Genomic DNA, 19730 nt, shown 5'->3' with positions numbered 1-19730 from the left:
TCCATGAAGTCGATACAGTCGCTGCCGGAAAGAGTCGACGTCGCCATCGTGGGCGGTGGCATCATCGGTGTGTCCACCGCCTATGCCCTGTCCCGGGCCGGCGTGTCCGTCGCGGTCTTCGAGAAAAGCACCATCGCGTGCGAGCAATCGTCGCGCAATTGGGGCTGGGTGCGCAGCCTGATGAGAGACCTGCCCGAAATCCCGCTCGCCCTGCTCGCCAACAGGCTCTGGGACGAGATCCAGGGCCAAACGGACGTCGGCTTCCGGCATAGCGGCATCCTGTACTTGGCCCGCACGCCGGCGGAACTGGACGACTACCGCCGCTGGCTGGACACGGCCCGGCCCCTGGGCGTCGACGCGGTCATGCTCGATCGCACTCAAGTGTCGGAACACCTGCCCAACGCCAGGGAAAGCTGGATAGGCGGCCTGTACAGCCGGAGCGACGGGGTTGCCGAGCCCGCTCTCGCCACGCAGGGCATCGCCGGCCTCGCCCGCCGCCACGGCGCGCACGTCCGCGAGCATTGCGCGGCCAGGGGCTTGAGCATGCGGGGGGGCGGAGCATGGGCCGTGCACACCGAGCATGGAAGCATCCAGGCGGATGCGGTGCTGGTCGCCGGCGGCGCCTGGTCGCGGCTGTTTTGCGGGAATCTGGGGGTTTCGCTGCCGCAGCTGAAGGTGCGCGCCTCGGTGCTCAGCACTCCGCCCGTGAATCCGCCCCTGGACATCGCGGTCAACGGCCGCGATTTCACCTGCCGTCCGCGCGCGGACGGCGGCTATACGGTCTCGCAGTTCAATGCTTCGTACACCGACATCGTGCCCGACAGTTTCCGTTTGTTCCGGCATTTTCTGCCGGCGTGGGTCAAGAGCAGCGGGCTGGTCAAGCTTCGTTTCGGCAGGGCGTTCTTCCGCGAGCTGCGGGTCAAGCGCCGCTTCGGCCCGGACGGCGTGACTCCGTTCGAGCAGCGGCGGGTGCTGGATCCGGGCCCTTCGCGGGCGGCGGCAAGGTCTTCGCTGAAGAAGCTGGCCCAGGTGTTTCCGGCGTTCGAAACGGCGCCGGTGCGGGAGATGTGGGGGGGGTACATAGACGTAACCCCAGACGCGCTACCGATCATTTCGCCGGTGGCGGGGCATGTGGGCCTGTATGTCGCAACGGGGTTCTCGGGCCATGGTTTCGGTATCGGGCCGGCTGTGGGGGAGGTGGCGGCGAAGATGGTGTTGAATCAAGAGCCTGAAATCGATCTTGCGCCGTTTCGTTTGTCCAGGTTTTGATGGGGCGGGTGACGGCTTGCCGGGCCGTCGTTATCTGGTTTCTTGCGCTGTTGTCTGGGTTGTTGAACGGTCTGCTTATTGATCGTCGCGTTGTTATTGGTTTCTTGACGCGGCCTGCTTATTGATTGTTGCGCCGTTATTGGTTTCTTGACGCGGCCTGCTTATTGATTGTTGCGCCGTTATTGGTTTCTTGACGCGGCCTGCCAGGTGCTGCGCGGGCGCTCTTGCTCCCGTGACCCGGTCCTGCTGCGCAGGACTGCCCGGCCAAAGCACGCCTGTCGGGGCGGTCGCAGAACTCGCCCGCTCGGGCCAGTGGCCCGAAAGCGCGGGCTCAAACAGCTGCGCCCTTGCATCCCCGCCAGACGCGCTTTGGCCGGCGGGCCCCGAAAGTCGCCCGAGCACCCGCGCAGCACCTGGCAGGCCTCATGGTATCGAGAATTGAGGCTGGGCTTGTCTCAGTGGCGGGCTGGTTCTTGGCAAGAGGGTTTGGCCAGCAGCAGCGTGGCTCTGTGGCAGCCATGGCATGGCGATGGAGGGGACATGATCACGGTGGCGGCAGTACGATGGCGGTACTGCGATGGCCGTGGTGTGGTGGCTATCGCGGCATGAAACGGGCCTCCAGCGTAATGGCATCGCCCCATCAGGCCCAACACCATCACGTCGAGACCAATACCATCACACCAGAACCAGCCCGCCCAGCATGCCGCTGCCATCATCGGTTCAATCACAATGGGCGCAGGGCTGATTGGCGTATCGGGGCAGCGGGCGATTATGCGCAGGCGCCGGTTTTGGCTTGGCTCCAGGGATGCAAGGGCGCGGCTGTTTGAGTGCGCGCTTTCGGGCCACTGGCCCGAGCGCACGAGTTCCGCGACCGCCCTGGAGACGAGCCAAAACCGGGGAGTTCTGGCCAACGGCCAGAACCGCCTTCGCCTAGCCCGATGCCCCGATACGCCAAGCAGACCGTGTTCCATAATCTGATGAACAACACGCCAAGCAGACCGTGTTCCATGACCTGATGAACAACACGCCAAGCAGACCGCGTTCCGTGACACGAACGAGGGCAACACGAACCGCGCGACAAGTCAGGCAAGCCGCGTCCCATACCCCAGCGACACGTCCCGCGAACGAATCAGGCGGTGCCGCCCACAGTCAACCCGTCCATGCGCACCGTCGGCATGCCGACCCCGACCGGAACGCTCTGGCCTTCCTTTCCGCAAGTGCCCACCCCCGGATCCAGGCGCATGTCGTCGCCGATCATGCTGACCCGGTTCATCGCGTCCGGGCCATTGCCGATCAGCGTCGCGCCCTTGACCGGGTGAGTCACCTTGCCGTTCTCGATCATATAGGCCTCGGAAGCCGAAAACACGAACTTGCCGCTGGTGATGTCCACCTGGCCGCCGCCGAAATTCACCGCATACAGCCCTCTTTTCACCGAAGCGATGATCTCGCCCGGCGCATGGGCGCCCGCCAGCATGTATGTATTGGTCATACGGGGCATGGGCAGGTGCGCATAGGATTCGCGCCGCCCGTTGCCGGTGACGGCCATCTTCATCAGCCGCGCGTTCATGGAATCCTGGATGTAGCCCTTCAGAATGCCGTCTTCGATCAGCACATTGCGCTGCGACGGATTGCCCTCGTCGTCTATGTTCAGCGACCCGCGCCGGTCGGCGATCGTGCCGTCGTCCACCACGGTGACGCCCTTGGACGCCACGCGCTCGCCGATCCGGCCGGAAAACACGCTGGAGCCCTTGCGGTTGAAATCGCCTTCCAGGCCGTGCCCCACCGCTTCGTGCAGCAGTATCCCCGGCCAGCCCGAACCCAGCACCACCGTCATTTCCCCGGCGGGCGCGGGCCTGGCTTCCAGGTTCGTCAGGGCTTCGTGCGTTGCGCGTTCGACATAGGACCGAAGGACGTCGTCGGTGAAATAAGCCAGGCTGCAGCGCCCGCCGCCGCCGCCGTGGCCCATTTCGCGCCTGCCGTTGCGCTCGGCGATCACGGTCAGGGACAGCCGGACCAGCGGCCGGACGTCGGCGGCGAGGCGGCCGTCGCTGCCGGCCACCAGAATGACGTCGTATTCCGCGCCCAGCCCGGCCATGACCTGGATGATGTGCGGATCGGCGGCGCGCGCCATGGCTTCGATGCGCTCCAGGAGCGCGACTTTTTCGGGCGCCGACAGCGTGTTGACCGGATCGATCGCGGGATACAGCGAGCGGCCGGGAGCGTCGTCCCTTGCCGCCACTTTCTGCCGCCCGGCGCCGCGGCGGGCGATGGTGCGCACGGTTTGCGCGGAGGACAGCAGCGCATCGGGCGTCAAGGCGTCCGAATAGGCGAACGCCGTCTTTTCCCCGCTGATCGCCCGCACGCCCACGCCCTGCTCGATCGAGAAGCTGCCCGTCTTGACGATGCCCTCTTCCAGGCTCCAGCCTTCGCTGCGCGTGTATTGGAAATACAAGTCCGCGTAATCGACCTTGTGGGTGAAGATCTCGCCCAGGGCACGCGCCATATGCGATTCGTCCAGGCCCCAGGGGTCGAGCAGAACCGATTTGGCCGTGGCCAGGGCGTTGATGGCAGGATCAGCAATTTTCATGAATCAGGATACCGTATGAGTGGTTGGTTACATCGTGCGATGCTTGAGCGCCGGCAGCGAGGCCCGTACATCGGCGATACGCTGCGGATCGACGGCCCCGCAAACATGGCCGGGGCCTTCCGCCAGGCACTCCACGACGTCGCCCCAGGGGTCTATTAAAACAGAATGGCCCCAGGTGCGCCGGCCGGTTTCATGCTTGCCGCCCTGGGCCGCCGCCAGCACATAGCACTGGTTCTCGATGGCGCGTGCGCGCAGCAGGACTTCCCAGTGGGCCGAGCCGGTCGTGTAGGTGAACGCCGCGGGCAGGACGATGAGATCGAGCTCGCCCATGGCGCGAAAAAACTCGGGAAAACGCAAGTCGTAGCAGATGGACAGCCCCACCCGCCCGAAGGGCGCATCGAAAGCCTGCGGCTGGTTTTCGCCGGGCCGTATGGAGATGGACTCGTCATAGGATTCGTCGCCCTTCTGAAAACCGAACAGATGGATCTTGTCGTAGCGGGCCACTTGCTTTCCGGCGGGGTCGTACACCAGGCATGCATTATAAATGCGGCTGGTTTCTTCGTTATCAAGAGGCAGCGTGCCGCCCACCAGCCATATTCCGTGTTCGCGCGCCTGGCCCGCCAGGAAATCCTGTATGGGCCCGCTGCCGGGCTTTTCCTTGATCGCGAGCTTGTCGGTGTCGCGCCGCCCCATGAAGCAGAAATACTCGGGCAACGCGACCAGTTGCGCGCCGTCCCGGGCGGCCGCCGCGATGAGGTCCGCGGCTTGGCGCAGATTTTCGTCGACCTTGCTGGAAGTCACCGTTTGAATGGCGGCAACCCGAAATGGATTATTCTTCATATTCATCATGATGGTTGAACATAATGATTAACGTCGCCGGCGGACGGGTACGTCTTTATACATTTATACCCAGGACCCGGCCGGAATCCGATAATACTGCGTTAAAATAAGCGCGCATCAAAAACATGGACACATAACCGCCGTATATCGGGAATGGTTTCATTTCCATATGCATGCGCACCCAACACGACAACGGAAACTCCTCATGGTCCAAGCCTCATATACCGCCATAAAGCACAAAATCGAAAAAGAGATACTCAAGCTCCAGCGGCAGGCCGAAGCCCTGCGCGGCCCGGTGATCGCATCCATCGTCAAGACCATGCGTGAATACGATATCACGCCCGACGACGTCAGCGCCGCCTATGCCAAAAAGAGCACCCACGTCAGGGCGAAAAAAGCGGCGCCGGCAGCCCCGGGCGCCAAGCGCAGCGTGCCCGTGAAATACCGCCACCCCGAAACCGGCCAAAGCTGGACGGGGCGCGGCAAGGCGCCCCGCTGGCTGACTTCCGCCGAGGCCGAGGGCGCCAGCCGCGATTCCTTCCTGATCAAGTAGGCATTCAAGAAAGGGGCCGCTCGCGGCCCCTTTCTTTTGCCTGAGGGGTGCCGGCACGGGCGCGTGCGCGCGTTCTCCGAACGGCGGCCGGCGCAGCGCGCCATGGGCGTTCAGCGCATCTTGTCGTAAGTCACTTCCCGGGTCTGCCCATTGTTGCCGGGAAAACCATCGAATACCGCACGGGCAAGATAAGGCATGACCTCCATCAGTTTGTCCTCGTAGCTGTTGTGCACGGCGCTGGAACGATAGACTTCGGCTTTGTTGTTGCTGTTGTCCTTGATAATCACGGTAAGCGTATTCTTATATAGGGTGACGGGTACGTCCCTGGGGTAGCTGCTCATGAATATGCCGCCCCCCCAGCCGCCGCCGTAAAATCCGCCGAATGCCGGGCCGAAGCCCCAGCCGTCATTCAAATAATAGTCGTCGTAAGTGCGGACCCAGGTCTGGGTATGCGGATTCCCATATTCGATCGACACCACGAAGCGGGCCGCGCCCGCCGACGGCGCCTCTACCAGGCCGATGGGGCCGATCGACGCGCGGACCATGTCGGCGACCGACTGGAATTCCAGGTTGTTGACTTGCGCGGGCGCAGGCTCGATGCGGTAGCTCGCGCCCTGGGTATTGGCCGGCCACTGCTGAAAGCTGGTGACGCGCGCCGACAAGGTGGACGCGCAGCCGCTCACCAACAGGGCAGCCGCCAGGACCAGGAAGACACGCCATGCGCCCGCCCTGCATTGCTGTAATCTATTCCACATAAACCCCCCGTGTGTAAACTGAAACCGGCCGGATGGCCGCGGCGCACGCCTATCCATAGCATAAGACCACCGCGCCCGTCCAAAGGTTTCATATCGGTAAAAATTGCTGCGCTTATACAATATCGACCCATGACAGACACCATCGAAATAATGGCGGCCCGCCTGCCGCAGGATCTGCCCGCCGTCAGGGGCTTGTTCCGCGAATACGCGGAAAGCCTGAATATCGACCTGAGCTTCCAGGACTTCGAGGCCGAATTATCCGCGCTGCCGGGAAAATACGCCGCGCCCGCCGGCCGGATCCTGCTCGCCTGGAACGGGCCCGAGCCGGTGGGCTGTGTCGCCTTGCGGCCCATCGGGGGCAAGGCCTGCGAAATGAAACGCCTGTACGTGAAGCCGTCCATGCGCGGAACGCGCCTCGGGAACCGGCTCGCCGCCCGCATATGCCAGGAAGCGCAGAACGCCGGCTACGAGCGCATCTGCCTGGACACCCTGCCCACCATGTCGGCCGCCGTCAGGCTTTATACCTCGCTGGGGTTCAAGCCGACGGAACCCTATGTATTCAACCCCATTCCGGGCGCGATATTTCTGGCCCTGGAGTTGCCGCCGCCACGGCCCGCATAGACACTACAATAGGGCATCGAGAATCCATTGCCGCCCCATACCATGCGTACCGACACAGCGCCCACCATTTCCCGCCACGATTATCAGCCCTACCCCTACCGGCTGCCCCAGGTAAAACTCAGTTTCGATCTCGACCCCGCCCGCACCCGCGTGCACGCGCAGCTGGTTTTCGAAAGCGCTTCGGCCGGCTGGCAGCCGCTGGTCTTGAACGGGCAGGATCTCGAGCTCGAATCCGTGGCCATCGACGGCCGGCCGCTGCGGGCGGACGAATACGTGCTGCAGGCGGAAACACTGACGCTCCACCCCCGGGCCGACCGCTATACCGTGGACATCGTCAGCGTCTGCAAGCCGGAACAGAATTCCAGCCTCATGGGGCTGTACGTGTCCGGCAGCCAATTGTTCACCCAGTGCGAAGCCGAAGGCTTTCGCCGCATCACCTGGTTTCCGGACCGCCCGGACGTCATGTCGCAATACCAGGTCGTGCTGCGCGCCGACAAGCAAAAATATCCCCTGCTGCTGTCCAACGGGAACCTGCTCGAACAGCGCGATCTGCCCGACGGCCGCCACGAGGCCCGCTGGGAGGACCCGCATCCCAAGCCCTGCTACCTGTTCGCCGTCGTGGCGGGCGATTTCGACTGCCGCGAAGAACAGGCGCGCACCCAAAGCGGGCGGCCCGCGCTGCTCCAGGTCTACAGCGACCGCGGCTCGGGCGGCAAGACGCTATGGGCGCTGGAATGCCTGCGCCGCTCGCTCGAATGGGACGAGCGCCGCTTCGGCCTGGAACTCGACCTGGACCGCTTCATGATCGTGGCGGCGCGCGATTTCAACATGGGCGCCATGGAAAACAAGGGCCTGAACGTCTTCAATTCGTCCTACGTGCTGGCCGACAAGGACACCGCCACCGACGCCGCCTACCGGGCCATCGAAGCCGTCATCGGGCATGAGTATTTCCACAACTGGACGGGCAACCGGGTCACCTGCCGCGACTGGTTCCAGCTGTCGCTCAAGGAAGGCCTCACGGTGTTCCGCGACCAGGAGTTTTCCGCCGACATGCTGGCGCAAGGCCTGTCGGGCGCCGAAGCCGCAAGCGCGCGCGCCGTCAAGCGCATCGACGACGTCAGCACGCTGCGCATCGCGCAATTCCCCGAAGACGCCGGTCCCATGGCCCACCCCATCCGCCCGGAAAGCTATCAGGAAATCGGCAATTTCTATACCGCGACCGTGTACGAAAAAGGCGCCGAGGTCATACGCATGCAGCATACCCTGCTCGGTGAAGAAGGCTTCCGCGCGGGCCTGGAAGAATATTTCCGGCGCCACGACGGGCAGGCCGTCACCTGCGACGACTTCGTCGATGCGATGGAATCGGTGTATGTCCAAAAGCATCCCGGCAAGAATCTCGGCGTATTCCGGCGCTGGTACGCCCAGGCCGGCACGCCCCGGGTCGCCGTCGACCTGCGCTACGATGCCGATGCCCATGCCTGCGCCGTCACGCTCACCCAGCGATGCGACCCGGTCGGCATCGAAAAGCTGCAGGACCCGCCCGCCGAAAAGCCTCCCCTGCACATTCCCTTCGCGCTGGGCATGCTGGACCGGTCCGGCGCGGCGCTGAAGCCCGAACTGGACGGCACGGCCCGGGACACCGTGCTGCTCGAATTGCGCGAGGCGCAACAGACCTGGACATTCCGGAATGTGCCGGAACGGCCGGTGCTGTCGCTGCTGCGCAATTTCTCGGCCCCGGTCATCGTCGAATACGAGCGCCCGGACACCGAGCTCATGCTGCTGGCCGGCCACGACACCGACCCGTTCGCGCGCTGGGAAGCCGGCCAGGAACTGGCCACCCGCCGGCTGCTGGCCCTGGTTGGCGCCCTGCGCCAGGGCCAGGACCCCGCGGCGGACACCGCGCTGGTCGAGACCTGGCGGCGCCTGCTGGGCGATGCGGCCCTGACGCCGGCCTACAAAGCCCGCGTCCTGAGCCTGCCCGCGGAAAAGGAACTGCTCGAGAAAACCTCGCCCATGGACCCGCTGGGCGTGGTGCAAGCGCGGCGGCAGCTGCGCGCCCAGCTGGGCGCGGCCCTGGCGCCCGAATGGCTGTCGGCCTATCATTCGGCGCAAGATGCCGGCGACTATAGCCCCGACCCATTGTCCGCGGGCCTGCGTTCGCTGAAGAATCTTGCGCTGTCCATGCTGATGGCCGGGGCGCATCCCCAGGCGGAAACCCTGGCGCTGGAACAATACTACGGCGCCGGCAACATGACGGCCCGCATGGGCGCCCTGTCCGCCCTGGTCAACCACTCGAAGTCCCCGGAATGCGCCCAGGCGCTCAGCCATTTCTACGAGCAATGGCAGCACGATCCACTGGTCATGGACAAATGGTTCGCCCTGCAAGCCACCGCCCCCGGGACGACGGTCGAGACCGTGCGCGCCCTGATGCTGCACCCGGCTTTTTCCCTGCGCAATCCGAATCGCGCCCGTTCCCTGATCTTCCAGTTCTGCATGAACAACCTGGAAGGCGTGCATCACGCCGACGGCTACGCCTTCTGGGCCGAACAGGTCATCGCGCTGGACGAACTGAACCCCGAGATCGCCGCCAGGCTGGCGCGCGCCTTCGACAACTGGGCGCGCTTCGCCGAGCCGCAGCGCAGCGCCTTGCGATCCGCGCTGCAATCCATACAAGACCGGGAAAAACTGTCGCGCAATGTCGCGGAAATCATTTCCAAAGCCCTGAAAATCTAGCTGTCGGAGCAAAAAATGACACGAAAAACCCTCACCCAGTACCTGGTGGAACAGCAGCGCCGAAAGCAGGCGGTATCCGCTGAAGTGCGCCTGCTCATTGAAATCGTCGCCCGCGCCTGCAAGGCCATCGGCCATGCCGTGAGCAAGGGCGCGCTCGGCGGCGTGCTTGGCAGCCTGGAAAGCGAGAACGTGCAAGGCGAGGTCCAGAAGAAGCTGGACGTGCTCTCCAACGAGATCCTGCTGGAAGCCAACGAGTGGGGCGGACACCTGGCGGGCATGGCGTCCGAAGAAATGGAAACCATACACCGGATCCCCAACCGCTATCCCAAGGGCGAACACCTGCTGCTGTTCGATCCGCTGGACGGCTCTTCGAACATCGACGTCAATGTGTCCATCGGCACCATATTTTCGGTGCTGCGCGCGCCGCATCACGCCTCGGGCCGCGACATCGAGGAAGCCGACTTCCTGCAGCCCGGCAGCCGCCAGGTCGCCGCAGGCTACGCGGTGTACGGTCCGCAGACCATGCTGGTGCTGACGGTGGGCAACGGCGTGGTGGGCTTCACGCTGGACCGCGAAATGGGTTCGTGGGTGCTGACTCACAAAGACATCCGGATTCCCGAGCAGACGTCTGAATTCGCGATCAACATGTCGAACATGCGCCATTGGGAAACGCCGGTCAAGCGCTATATCGGCGATTGCCTCGCCGGCAAGACGGGGCCGCTGGGCAAGGACTACAACATGCGCTGGATCGCCTCGATGGTGGCCGATGTGCATCGCATCCTGACCCGCGGAGGCATCTTCATGTATCCGCGCGACGAGCGCCCTTCAGGCAGGAAGGGCAAGCTGCGGCTGATGTACGAGGCCAACCCGATGAGTTTCATCGTGGAACAGGCGGGCGGCGCGGCGACCGACGGCTCGGAGCGCATTCTGGACATTTTCCCGGAGGCGCTGCATCAGCGCGTGGGCGTGGTCCTGGGCTCGAAGGAGGAAGTCGAGCGCGTTCGCAACTATCACCTCGAGCTGTGACCGCGCGGGCTTTCCCGGCAAGGGGCGCCCCGGCCGGCCGGCAGCGAGTAGAACCCGCCGGCCCGCAACGCCCCCCAGCTTCAGCGCTCAGTCGAGCGTAAGTATCGTCGCCCCGGTGGTCTTACGGCCGGCCAGCGCCGCCTGAGCCGCGCCCGCATCGGCCAAGGCGAAGCGCTGGCCGATGTTGATGCTGATCTTCTTCTTGGACACCAGGCCGAAGAGTTCTTCCGCCGCCGCCTGCATTTTTTCAAGCGTCGCCACGTGCGTACCCAAGGAAGGACGCGTCACGTACAGCGAGCCCTTGCTGGCCAGGATGCCGAGATTCACTCCCTCGACCGGCCCCGAGGCGTTGCCGAAACTGACCATCAGGCCGCGTGGCTCCAGGCAATCGAGGGAGGTCAGCCAAGTGTCCTTGCCGACGCCGTCGTAGACCACGGGAACCTTCTTGCCGTTGGTGAGCTCCTTCACGCGCTCGACCACATCTTCCCTGCTGTAATCGATGACCTCCCAGGCCCCGTTCGCCTTGGCCAGCGCCGCCTTCTCGGGGGTGGACGCCGTGCCGATGAGCTTCACGCCCAGCGCCTTGGCCCACTGGCAGGCGATCAGGCCCACGCCCCCGGCCGCCGCATGGAACAGAATGGTTTCGCCGCCCTGCAGCCGATACGTCTGGCGGAACAGATACTGCACCGTCAGCCCCTTCAGCATGAGCGCGGCCGCCTGCTCGAAACTGACGTTGCGGGGAATCTTGACCACGCGGTCGGCCGGCACGTTGCGCGCTTCGGCATAGGCGCCCAGCGGACTTTGCCCATAGGCGACGCGGTCGCCGACCTTCAGGTGCTTGACGTCGCCGCCCACGGCCTCGACCACGCCCGATGCCTCGAAGCCCAGGCCGTGCGGCAGCGGATGCGGGTACAGCCCCGTCCGGAAATAGATGTCGATAAAATTCAGGCCCACCGCTTTTTGGCGTATAGTAACTTCATTGTTCTGAGGCGCGGGGACATCCACCGTAACCAGCTTCAGTACTTCCGGACCACCGTGCTTCTCGATGCGTATTGCTTTCACCTGCGTTTCCAAGACCGACTCCTTGCAAAAAAATTGCTTGCCCGATGATGCGGCTAGTTTAAATCGTAAACGCGGCCCTGTATCTGAAATATGAATCGCAGGCACGCTCTTTTTGCAATCCACGCCGCGGCCGTGCTGTTCGGCCTGACGGGCATCTTCGGCGAACTCATCAATTCCGACGCCGCCGTCATCACCGCCGGCAGGGCTGGACTGGCCTTCGTCGCCCTGTACCTGTTCATGCGCTTCCAGGGCGCGTCCGCGCTGCGCGGCATCGCCGGGCGCAACCTGGCGGTGCTTGCCCTGGCGGGCGCCATGCTCGCGGTCCATTGGGTCACTTTCTTCATTTCGGTGAAGGTGTCCGGCGTCGCCATCGCCACGCTGGGCTTCGCGAGCTTTCCCGCCTTCATCACTTTGTGCGAAAGGCTGGTATTCAAGGAACAGATCAGCGTGCAGGAATGGCTGATACTCGCCCTGGTGACCCTGGGGCTGATCCTGGTGACGCCGTCCGTCGACTTCCGGGACGACGCCACGGTGGGGCTGGGCTGGGCGGTGCTTTCGGGGCTGACCTTCGCGCTGTTCACCCTCATCAACCGCCGCGCGGCCGGCCATCTGCCGGCGCAGCAGGTAGCCTGCTGGGAAAACCTGTTCGTGGCGCTGCTCACGCTGCCGTTTTCCTTTCCCGCCATCACGCAGATCCAGGCGCTGGACTGGCTGTGGATCGCCCTGCTGGGCGTGCTGTGCACGGCGCTGTCGCACTACCTGCTGGTGGCCAGCCTGACCGTCCTGAATGCCCGCAGCGCGGGCATCGTGATCGCGCTGGAGCCTGTGTACGCGATTTTCTTTGCGGCGGTCCTGTTTGCGCAATACCCGTCGGCGCGCGCGCTGACGGGCGGCGCCCTGATGATCAGCGCCATCGTCTGGTCGGGCCTGCGCAAAACCCGGCGCAAGCCCGGCCCGGCCAAACGCTAGGGCCTGCCAACGCTAAAAGGCAGGCGGCGCCGGCCCGGAAGCGCGCCGTCTTCAGGCCGACGCCACCAGATCGGCGATCGCCTGCCCCACTTCGCGCGTGCTGGCGGACCCGCCCATGTCGGGCGTGCGCGGACCGTTCTCGAGCACGGTTTCTATCGCCTTGACGACGCTTGCCGCCGCCTCGGGATGGCCGAGGAATTCCAGCATCATCGCGCCGCTCCAGATCTGCCCGATGGGGTTCGCGACACCCTTGCCGTAGATGTCGGGGGCCGAGCCGTGCACGGGCTCGAACAGCGACGGGAACTTGCGGTCGGGATTCAGGTTCGCGGACGGCGCGATGCCTATGGTGCCGGTGCAGGCCGGCCCCAGGTCGGACAGAATGTCGCCGAACAGATTGGACGCCACGACGACGTCGAACCAGTCCGGATGCTGCACGAAATGCGCGCACAGGATGTCGATATGGTATTTGTCCCAGCGTACGTCGGGGTAGCGGGCGGCCATCTCGGCGACGCGCTCGTCCCACCACGGCATGGATATGGAAATGCCGTTGGACTTGGTGGCCGCAGTCAGGTGCTTGCCCCGCTTCTGCGCCAGATCGAAGGCGAACTTCAGCACCCGTTCGGCGCCCACGCGCGTGAACACGCTTTCCTGGATGACGACCTCGCGCTCCGTGCCCTCGAACAGCCGGCCGCCGCTATTGGAGTATTCGCCCTCGGTGTTCTCGCGCACGATGTAGAAATCGATGTCGCCGGGCTTGCGGCCCGCCAGCGGGGACCGCACGCCGGGCATCAGGCGCACGGGCCGCAGGTTGATGTATTGGTCGAATTCCCGGCGGAACTTGAACAGGGATTCCCAGAGCGCGATGTGGTCCGGCACCGTGGCGGGCCAGCCTATGGCGCCGAAGAAAATCGCCTCGTGGCCGCCGATGCGCTCTTTCCAGTCTTCGGGCATCATGCGCCCATGCTTGGCGTAGTAGTCGCAGCTCCAGTCCAGGGTGTCCCACTCGAACTGTATGCCGTAGCGGCCGGCCGCGGCGTCGAGCACCCGGAGGCCTTCCGGCATCACCTCTTTGCCGATGCCGTCTCCGGCAATCACCGCGATTTTATGCTTGTTCAACATGCGTTTCCTCACCTCTTCCTAAATAAAAAAACACGGGCCCATGCCCGGCTTGTCCTTGATCATTGGGCCGGTCAGCGCTTGCCGACCAGCGAACCCAGCACCCCGCGCAGCAGCTTGGTCGCCGAACTGCGTATGGCGCTCTTGACGGCCGACTGCACGACGCCGTCGCGGCGCCCGCCGCGCGGGCCCGTGGAGCCGAACAGAAAATCATTGACCGACCCGAGCAGGCCGCCGCCGTCGGCCCCGCCGGGCGCAGCGCCTTTGCCGGCCGACGCGGCGGCCGCGCGCGCCGCTTCGTCCGCGCGCTTTTGCAGGATCTCGTAGGCGGACTCGCGGTCCACGGCCTGCTCGTACTTTCCAGCGAGCAGCGAGCCGGCCCGCAAGGCCTGGCGCTCGGCCTCGGACGCGGGACCGATGCGGCTGCCGGGCGCGACCATCCATACGCGCTGCGTGACGGACGGCCGCCCTTTTTCATCGAGCATGGACACCAGCGCCTCGCCCACGCCCAGTTCGGTGATCGCCGCTTCGATGTCGAGTCCGGGATTCGGGCGCATGGTCTGCGCCGCCGTCTTGACGGCTTTCTGGTCGCGCGGCGTGAAGGCGCGCAAGGCGTGCTGCACACGGTTGCCCAGCTGACCCAGCACGGTATCGGGGATGTCGAGCGGGTTCTGCGTGACGAAATAGACGCCCACGCCCTTGGAGCGCACCAGCCGGACGACTTGCTCGATTTTTTCCAGCAGGACCTTCGGGGCGTCGTTGAACAGCAGGTGCGCCTCGTCGAAGAAGAACACGAACTTGGGCTTGTCCGGGTCGCCGACTTCGGGCAGCCTTTCGTATAGATCCGAAAGCAGCCACAGCAGGAAGACGGCATACAGCCGGGGCGATTGCATGAGCTTGTCGGCCGCGAGCACGTTCACGACGCCGCGCCCGCCGGCATCGGCGCGTATCATGTCGAAGACGTCGAGCATGGGTTCGCCGAAATAGCGCTCGGCGCCCTGGGCCTCCAGGCGCAGCAGGCTGCGCTGTATCGCGCCGATGGACGCCGACGACACGTTGCCGTAGCGGCTGCGGATCTCGGCGGCGCGCTCGGCCACGTTCTGCAGCATGGCGCGCAGGTCTTTCAGGTCGAGGATCAGCTGGCCTTCGTCGTCGGCCAGCTTGAAGACCAGGCTCAGCACACCTTCCTGCGTGTCGTTCAGTTCCAGCATGCGCGCCAGCAGCAGCGGCCCCATGTCGGACACCGTGGCGCGCACGGGGTGGCCCTGTTCGCCGAATATGTCCCAGAACGCCACGGGGCAGCCGCCCCAGGCCGGTTCCGGCAGGCCCAGCTTGGCGAGGCGGTCCTGCAGCTTGGGGCTGGGCGCGCCCGCCTGCGAGATGCCGGTCAGGTCGCCTTTCACGTCGGCCAGGAATACCGGCGTGCCCATGCGCGAAAACGCTTCGGCGAGCACCTGGAGCGTCACCGTCTTGCCCGTGCCGGTCGCGCCGGTGATGCAGCCGTGGCGGTTGGCCAGCTGAGGCAGGAGTACGCAGTCCGTATGCGCATTCTTTGCGATGACGACGGGATCGGCCATATTTTCCATACCATTTCGAATCGGAAGCCCAAGTGTAATTCGATGCCCGTCCTTCTGCACGCGCTAAAATGGCTTCTTTACCTTTGATTTGATGAGACTTTATGGCCGGTCACAGTAAATGGGCGAACATCCAGCACCGAAAAGGTCGCCAAGACGCCAAGCGAGGCAAGCTCTGGACAAAAATCATTCGTGAAATCACCGTCGCGGCGCGCGCCGGCGGCGCCGATCCGGACGCCAACCCGCGGCTGCGCATGGCCTGGGACAAAGCCACCGCGGCCAACATGCCCAAGGACAACATCCAGCGCGCCATCCAGCGCGGCGCGGGCGGCGCCGACGGGGCCAGCTATGAAGAAGTGCGCTACGAAGGCTATGGCGCCGGCGGCGCGGCGGTCATCATCGACTGCATGACCGACAACCGCACCCGCACCGTCGCGGAAGTGCGCCACGCCCTCGGCAAGCACGGCGGCAACCTGGGCCAGGAAGGCTCGGTCGCCTTCATGTTCAAGCATTGCGGGCAGTTCCTGTTCGCGCCCGGCACGCCCGAAGAACGCGTCATGGAAGTGGCCCTGGAAGCGGGCGCCGAAGACGTCCAGACCGACGACGAAGGCGTGATCGAAGTCGTGTCCGCGCCGGCCGACTATGCCGCGCTGAAGGCGGCGTTCGAAGCGGCCGGGCTCGTCCCGGAAGTCCAGGGCGTCATCATGAAGGCCTTGAACGAAACCGAACTGACGGGCGAAGACGCCGAAAAGACGCAGAAGATGCTGGATGCGCTCGAGAGCCTGGACGACGTGCAAGAGGTATACACTACCGCCGTCTTCGATGAAGCCCAATAGCGCGCTTCCCCACCCGACATCCATTCATACAACTTTGCCCTTCACGGGGTTATCAAGCTCGAATCTATGAAACTACTCGTTATCGGCGGCGGTGGCCGTGAACATGCCCTTGCGTGGCGCCTGGCCCAGTCTCCGCGGGTCCAAACCATATTCGTCGCGCCTGGCAACGGCGGCACCGCCGCTCACGGCCAGATGCGCAACATCGCCATCACCGCGGTCGACGAGCTTGTGAAATTCGCGCAGTCCGAAAAAATCGCCTTTACCGTGGTCGGGCCCGAGGCCCCGCTGGCCGCCGGCGTGGTCGACGCCTTCCGCGCCGCCGGCCTGAAGATCTTCGGCCCCACCAAGGCGGCGGCGCAGCTGGAAAGCTCCAAGGACTATGCCAAGGCCTTCATGGTCCGCCACGGCATTCCCACCGCGGCCTACCAGACCTTCACCGACCCGGCGCAGGCCAGGGACTATGTCGCGCGACAGGGCGCGCCCATCGTCGTCAAGGCCGACGGCCTTGCCGCCGGCAAGGGCGTGGTGGTGGCGGAAACGGTGGACGAAGCCCACCGCGCCATAGACATGATGCTGGGCGACGGCTCCTTCGGCCAGGCGGGCGCGCGCGTCGTCATCGAAGAATGCCTGCAGGGCGAGGAAGCCAGCTTCATCGTCATGTGCGACGGCCGGAACACGCTGGCGCTGGCCACCAGCCAGGACCACAAGCGCCTGAAGGACGGCGACCAGGGCCCCAACACCGGCGGCATGGGCGCTTACTCGCCCGCGCCCATCATCACGCCCGCCCTGCACAACCGCATCATGCGCGAAGTCATCCAGCCGACCATCGCCGGCATGGCCAAAGACGGCCTGCCCTACACGGGTTTCCTGTACGCCGGCCTGATGATAGGCGAAGGCCCCGACGCAAGCCGGCCGCTGAAAGTGCTGGAATTCAACTGCCGCATGGGCGACCCCGAAACCCAGCCCATCATGATGCGGATAAAAAGCGACCTCACCCAGGTCTTCGAACTGGCCATCGCGGGCAAGCTGGACCAGGCCGAGATCGAATGGGACCGCCGCACGGCGCTGGGCGTCGTGGTGGCGGCCAAGAACTATCCCGACACGCCGCGCACGGGCGACGTCATCGAACGCCTGGCGCCGGACACCGACGAATGCGTCACCTTCCATGCCGGCACCCGCCTCGAAGACGGCGTGCTCAAGACTTCGGGCGGCCGCGTGCTGTGCGTCACCGTCCTGGCGGATTCCGTGAAGCGCGCGCAGGCCGCCGCCTACGACGCGATCGCCCAGACCCATTTCGACGGGCAACAGTACCGCAGCGACATCGGCTGGCGCGCCGTGTCGGCCGCGGGGCCGTCCTCCTGAACGCGGGCCGCGGGCCCAACACAAGGAATACCATGACCGTTCCCATTTCAGCCGCCTACGATTATTTCCTCGACCTGCAGTCACGGATCGTGCGAGCCCTCGAAGAGGCCGACGGCAGCAACTTCGACGCCGACCCCTGGACGCGCGAAGAAGGCGGAGGCGGCCTGACGCGCTATCTGGAAGGCGGCTCGCTGTTCGAGCGGGCGGGCGTCCTGTTCAGCCATGTGCGCGGCAAGGCGCTGCCGCCCTCGGCCAGCTCGCACCGCGGCGAGCTGGCGGGCAGGTCCTGGGAGGCCATGGGGGTGTCCATGGTGCTGCATCCGCGCAATCCCCACGTGCCGACCACGCACATGAACGTGCGCCTGTTCGTGGCCCATGCGCCGCAGGGCGGCGCCGACGTCTTCTGGTTCGGCGGCGGCCTGGACCTGACGCCCTACTACCCCTTCGAAGAAGACGCGCGCCACTTCCACCGCACCTGCCGCGATGCGCTGCAGCCCTTCGGCCCGGAAAAGTATCCGGCATATAAAAAGTGGTGCGACGAATACTTCTATCTCAAGCACCGCAAGGAGACGCGCGGGATAGGCGGCATTTTCTTCGACGACCTCAGCGAAGGCGGCTTCGACCACAGCTTCGCGCTCACCCGCGCCGTGGGCGACTGCTTCCTGAACGCCTACATGCCCATCGTGGAAAAGCGCCGGGGCATCGACTACACCGAAAAGCAGCGCGATTTCCAGGCCTATCGCCGCGGGCGCTACGTGGAGTTCAACCTGGTGCTCGATCGCGGCACCTTGTTCGGGCTGCAGTCCGGAGGCCGCACGGAATCCATCCTGCTTTCCATGCCGCCGACCGCGGCCTGGCGCTATTGCTGGACGCCCAAGCAAGGCTCGGCCGAAGCCGAGCTCCAGGCCTACCTGACGCCGCGCGAATGGCTATAAAAATCGGCCTGCTGGGCGGGAGCTTCGATCCCGTCCATCTCGCGCACATCGACCTGGCCGAGACGGCCTGGCGGGCGCTGGAGCTCGCCAGGGTGGAGCTCATACCCGCCGCCGACCCCTGGCAACGCGGCGCGCTGGCCGCCAGCGGCGCGCACAGGCTGGCCATGCTGCGGATCGCCGTCCGCGGCCGCCCCCATATGGCCGTGAACGACATCGAGATCCGGCGGGGCGGGAAGACCTACACGGTGGACACGCTGCGCCAGCTTCCCACCGGTCCCGAGTATTATTGGATACTGGGTTCCGATCAACTGGGCAATTTCTGCTCCTGGCACGCCTGGCAGGAAATCGCCCGGCTGGCGACGCTGGCGGTGGCGCACCGGGGCGCCGCGCCGCAGGCGCCGCCGGCCTTGCAGGCCCACCTCGAAACCCTGGGGCGGCGGCTGGAGATCCTGCCGTTCAAACCGCAAACCATTTCTTCCACCCAGGTACGCGAGCGCCTGGCGCGGGGGCAATCCACCAGCGGCATGCTGGACGCCGAGGTCGCCGACTACATACGGCGCCACGGCCTGTACAGCGCAGCCGCCGTTTAACGACACGATAAAACGCCACTCTATGGATATTCAAAAAATGCAACGCCTGGTGATCGACGCGCTGGAAGACGTCAAGGCGCTGGACATCAAGGTGTTCAACACTTCTCACATCACCGGTCTCTTCGATCGCGTCATCATCGCCAGCGGCAGTTCCAACCGCCAGACGCGGGCGATCGCCGCCAACGTCGCCGACAAGGCGCGCGCGCACAAGATCCCCATCATCGCGTGTGAAGGCGAGGACTCGGGAGAATGGGTGCTCATCGACCTGGGCGACATCGTCGTGCACTGCATGCAGCCCGAAGTCCGGCAGTACTACAACCTGGAAGAGATCTGGGGCGGCAAGCCCGTGCGGGTCAAGCTGCTGCCCCAATCGACCCAACCCTACATGCCTTCCGCTTTCGATTACCGCGACGATGACGCCTGAGCCATGAAGCTCATCGTCATCGCCGTCGGCCTGCGCATGCCGGACTGGGTGGAGGCCGGCTGGAAGGAATACGCCCGGCGGCTGCCGGCCGACTGCACGCTGGAACTCAGAGAGATCAAGCCCGAGTCCCGGACATCCGGGAAAACGGCTGCCCAGATGATGCACGCCGAGGCCCGGCGAATCGAAGCGGCCGTCCCGCCGGGCGCGCTGCGCATCGCCCTGGACGAGCATGGCAAGGACATCGGCACCATGGCGCTCGCGCGCGAGCTTGAAAAATGGCGGGCGAGCGGGCAGGATATCGTTTTCCTGATTGGTGGTCCGGACGGCCTGGATGCCGAGCTCAAGCAAAGCTGCCAAGGCAAATTGCGGCTGTCGTCGCTGACGCTGCCGCATCCGATGGTGCGCGTGCTGCTGGCGGAGCAGCTGTATCGCGCCTGGTCCATCATGACAGGCCATCCCTATCACCGCGCATAAGCAC

Annotated in this window: 18 protein-coding genes; 12 read left to right on the top strand and 6 right to left on the bottom strand. The window is 65.0% G+C overall.

Translation table 11 applies throughout. From position 1 onward, the window contains the following. The first annotated feature begins 3 nt into the window (after positions 1-3). Complete coding sequence (locus H0A72_RS12140; RefSeq protein ID WP_180155651.1) at positions 4-1269, top strand: NAD(P)/FAD-dependent oxidoreductase; 1266 nt, start codon at positions 4-6, stop codon at positions 1267-1269. 1129 nt (positions 1270-2398) lie between these two features. On the opposite strand, the gene tldD is transcribed toward H0A72_RS12140, so the two are convergent. Then, positions 2399-3856: a metalloprotease TldD gene (gene tldD / locus H0A72_RS12135; protein ID WP_180155649.1), complete on the bottom strand. Its 1458-nt coding sequence runs from the start codon at positions 3854-3856 to the stop codon at positions 2399-2401. Positions 3857-3883: 27 nt separating this feature from the next. Continuing rightward, complete coding sequence (locus H0A72_RS12130; protein ID WP_425502557.1) at positions 3884-4696, bottom strand: carbon-nitrogen hydrolase family protein; 813 nt, start codon at positions 4694-4696, stop codon at positions 3884-3886. A 205-nt stretch (positions 4697-4901) separates the two neighbouring features. Here H0A72_RS12130 and H0A72_RS12125 point away from each other — a divergent pair, with 205 nt between their 5' ends. Beyond that, positions 4902-5249: an H-NS histone family protein gene (locus H0A72_RS12125; RefSeq protein ID WP_180155645.1), complete on the top strand. Its 348-nt coding sequence runs from the start codon at positions 4902-4904 to the stop codon at positions 5247-5249. 110 nt (positions 5250-5359) lie between these two features. On the opposite strand, the gene H0A72_RS12120 is transcribed toward H0A72_RS12125, so the two are convergent. Further along, positions 5360-6004: a DUF4136 domain-containing protein gene (locus H0A72_RS12120; RefSeq protein WP_180155643.1), complete on the bottom strand. Its 645-nt coding sequence runs from the start codon at positions 6002-6004 to the stop codon at positions 5360-5362. A 129-nt stretch (positions 6005-6133) separates the two neighbouring features. Between H0A72_RS12120 and H0A72_RS12115 the strand changes: the two genes are divergently transcribed. Genes H0A72_RS12115 through H0A72_RS12105 form a run of 3 tightly spaced genes read left to right on the top strand, consistent with a single transcriptional unit; the run spans position 6134 to position 10384 of the window. Beyond that, positions 6134-6625 (top strand): GNAT family N-acetyltransferase, encoded by a 492-nt coding sequence (locus H0A72_RS12115; RefSeq protein ID WP_180155641.1) that lies wholly within the window; start codon positions 6134-6136, stop codon positions 6623-6625. A 42-nt stretch (positions 6626-6667) separates the two neighbouring features. Then, positions 6668-9358, top strand: a complete 2691-nt coding sequence (gene pepN / locus H0A72_RS12110) for an aminopeptidase N (RefSeq protein ID WP_180155639.1) — start codon at positions 6668-6670, stop codon at positions 9356-9358. Between the two features lie 15 nt (positions 9359-9373). Continuing rightward, a complete protein-coding gene (locus H0A72_RS12105) occupies positions 9374-10384 on the top strand; it encodes a class 1 fructose-bisphosphatase (protein ID WP_180155637.1) in 1011 nt (336 codons plus the stop codon). 87 nt (positions 10385-10471) lie between these two features. On the opposite strand, the gene H0A72_RS12100 is transcribed toward H0A72_RS12105, so the two are convergent. Next, complete coding sequence (locus tag H0A72_RS12100; protein WP_180155635.1) at positions 10472-11458, bottom strand: quinone oxidoreductase family protein; 987 nt, start codon at positions 11456-11458, stop codon at positions 10472-10474. Positions 11459-11536: 78 nt separating this feature from the next. Between H0A72_RS12100 and H0A72_RS12095 the strand changes: the two genes are divergently transcribed. Further along, positions 11537-12415 (top strand): DMT family transporter, encoded by an 879-nt coding sequence (locus H0A72_RS12095; protein WP_180155633.1) that lies wholly within the window; start codon positions 11537-11539, stop codon positions 12413-12415. A gap of 51 nt (positions 12416-12466) precedes the next feature. Here H0A72_RS12095 and H0A72_RS12090 read toward each other — a convergent pair whose 3' ends face one another. Next, positions 12467-13534: a tartrate dehydrogenase gene (locus tag H0A72_RS12090; RefSeq protein ID WP_180155631.1), complete on the bottom strand. Its 1068-nt coding sequence runs from the start codon at positions 13532-13534 to the stop codon at positions 12467-12469. Between the two features lie 71 nt (positions 13535-13605). Then, entirely contained in the window at positions 13606-15108 is a 1503-nt protein-coding gene (locus tag H0A72_RS12085) for a helicase HerA-like domain-containing protein (protein WP_180156136.1), read from the bottom strand. Between the two features lie 101 nt (positions 15109-15209). Here H0A72_RS12085 and H0A72_RS12080 point away from each other — a divergent pair, with 101 nt between their 5' ends. The 6 genes from H0A72_RS12080 (at position 15210) to rlmH (ending at position 19726) form a co-directional block, all read left to right on the top strand. Then, positions 15210-15941 carry a YebC/PmpR family DNA-binding transcriptional regulator gene (locus H0A72_RS12080; RefSeq protein WP_180155629.1) on the top strand — a complete coding sequence of 244 codons (732 nt, stop codon included), beginning with the start codon at positions 15210-15212 and terminating at the stop codon, positions 15939-15941. Between the two features lie 66 nt (positions 15942-16007). Further along, on the top strand, positions 16008-17303 hold the full coding sequence (purD, locus tag H0A72_RS12075; RefSeq protein WP_180155627.1) for a phosphoribosylamine--glycine ligase: 1296 nt from the start codon (positions 16008-16010) through the stop codon (positions 17301-17303). A gap of 32 nt (positions 17304-17335) precedes the next feature. Then, positions 17336-18238 carry an oxygen-dependent coproporphyrinogen oxidase gene (gene hemF / locus H0A72_RS12070; protein ID WP_180155625.1) on the top strand — a complete coding sequence of 301 codons (903 nt, stop codon included), beginning with the start codon at positions 17336-17338 and terminating at the stop codon, positions 18236-18238. Further along, on the top strand, positions 18229-18828 hold the full coding sequence (gene nadD, locus H0A72_RS12065) for a nicotinate (nicotinamide) nucleotide adenylyltransferase (protein WP_180155623.1): 600 nt from the start codon (positions 18229-18231) through the stop codon (positions 18826-18828). Before hemF ends, nadD begins: the two co-directional genes overlap by 10 nt. A gap of 22 nt (positions 18829-18850) precedes the next feature. Beyond that, positions 18851-19252 carry a ribosome silencing factor gene (rsfS, locus tag H0A72_RS12060; RefSeq protein ID WP_180155621.1) on the top strand — a complete coding sequence of 134 codons (402 nt, stop codon included), beginning with the start codon at positions 18851-18853 and terminating at the stop codon, positions 19250-19252. 3 nt (positions 19253-19255) lie between these two features. Further along, positions 19256-19726, top strand: coding sequence for a 23S rRNA (pseudouridine(1915)-N(3))-methyltransferase RlmH (gene rlmH / locus H0A72_RS12055; RefSeq protein ID WP_180155618.1), 471 nt, complete (start codon positions 19256-19258; stop codon positions 19724-19726). Positions 19727-19730: the final 4 nt, after the last annotated feature.

It is taken from the genome of Parapusillimonas granuli, from assembly GCF_013416525.1.
Classification (GTDB): domain Bacteria; phylum Pseudomonadota; class Gammaproteobacteria; order Burkholderiales; family Burkholderiaceae_B; genus Parapusillimonas; species Parapusillimonas granuli.
This window is presented reverse-complemented; position numbering and strand designations above follow the sequence as displayed.

Coding starts and splice junctions, on each gene's coding strand:
- H0A72_RS12140 (WP_180155651.1), top strand. CDS start 4: ATGAAGTCGATACAGTCGCTGCCGGAAAGAGTCGACGTCGCCATCGTG.
- tldD (WP_180155649.1), bottom strand. CDS start 3,856: ATGAAAATTGCTGATCCTGCCATCAACGCCCTGGCCACGGCCAAATCG.
- H0A72_RS12130 (WP_425502557.1), bottom strand. CDS start 4,696: ATGAAGAATAATCCATTTCGGGTTGCCGCCATTCAAACGGTGACTTCC.
- H0A72_RS12125 (WP_180155645.1), top strand. CDS start 4,902: ATGGTCCAAGCCTCATATACCGCCATAAAGCACAAAATCGAAAAAGAG.
- H0A72_RS12120 (WP_180155643.1), bottom strand. CDS start 6,004: ATGTGGAATAGATTACAGCAATGCAGGGCGGGCGCATGGCGTGTCTTC.
- H0A72_RS12115 (WP_180155641.1), top strand. CDS start 6,134: ATGACAGACACCATCGAAATAATGGCGGCCCGCCTGCCGCAGGATCTG.
- pepN (WP_180155639.1), top strand. CDS start 6,668: ATGCGTACCGACACAGCGCCCACCATTTCCCGCCACGATTATCAGCCC.
- H0A72_RS12105 (WP_180155637.1), top strand. CDS start 9,374: ATGACACGAAAAACCCTCACCCAGTACCTGGTGGAACAGCAGCGCCGA.
- H0A72_RS12095 (WP_180155633.1), top strand. CDS start 11,537: ATGAATCGCAGGCACGCTCTTTTTGCAATCCACGCCGCGGCCGTGCTG.
- H0A72_RS12090 (WP_180155631.1), bottom strand. CDS start 13,534: ATGTTGAACAAGCATAAAATCGCGGTGATTGCCGGAGACGGCATCGGC.
- H0A72_RS12085 (WP_180156136.1), bottom strand. CDS start 15,108: ATGGCCGATCCCGTCGTCATCGCAAAGAATGCGCATACGGACTGCGTA.
- H0A72_RS12080 (WP_180155629.1), top strand. CDS start 15,210: ATGGCCGGTCACAGTAAATGGGCGAACATCCAGCACCGAAAAGGTCGC.
- purD (WP_180155627.1), top strand. CDS start 16,008: ATGAAACTACTCGTTATCGGCGGCGGTGGCCGTGAACATGCCCTTGCG.
- hemF (WP_180155625.1), top strand. CDS start 17,336: ATGACCGTTCCCATTTCAGCCGCCTACGATTATTTCCTCGACCTGCAG.
- nadD (WP_180155623.1), top strand. CDS start 18,229: ATGGCTATAAAAATCGGCCTGCTGGGCGGGAGCTTCGATCCCGTCCAT.
- rsfS (WP_180155621.1), top strand. CDS start 18,851: ATGGATATTCAAAAAATGCAACGCCTGGTGATCGACGCGCTGGAAGAC.
- rlmH (WP_180155618.1), top strand. CDS start 19,256: ATGAAGCTCATCGTCATCGCCGTCGGCCTGCGCATGCCGGACTGGGTG.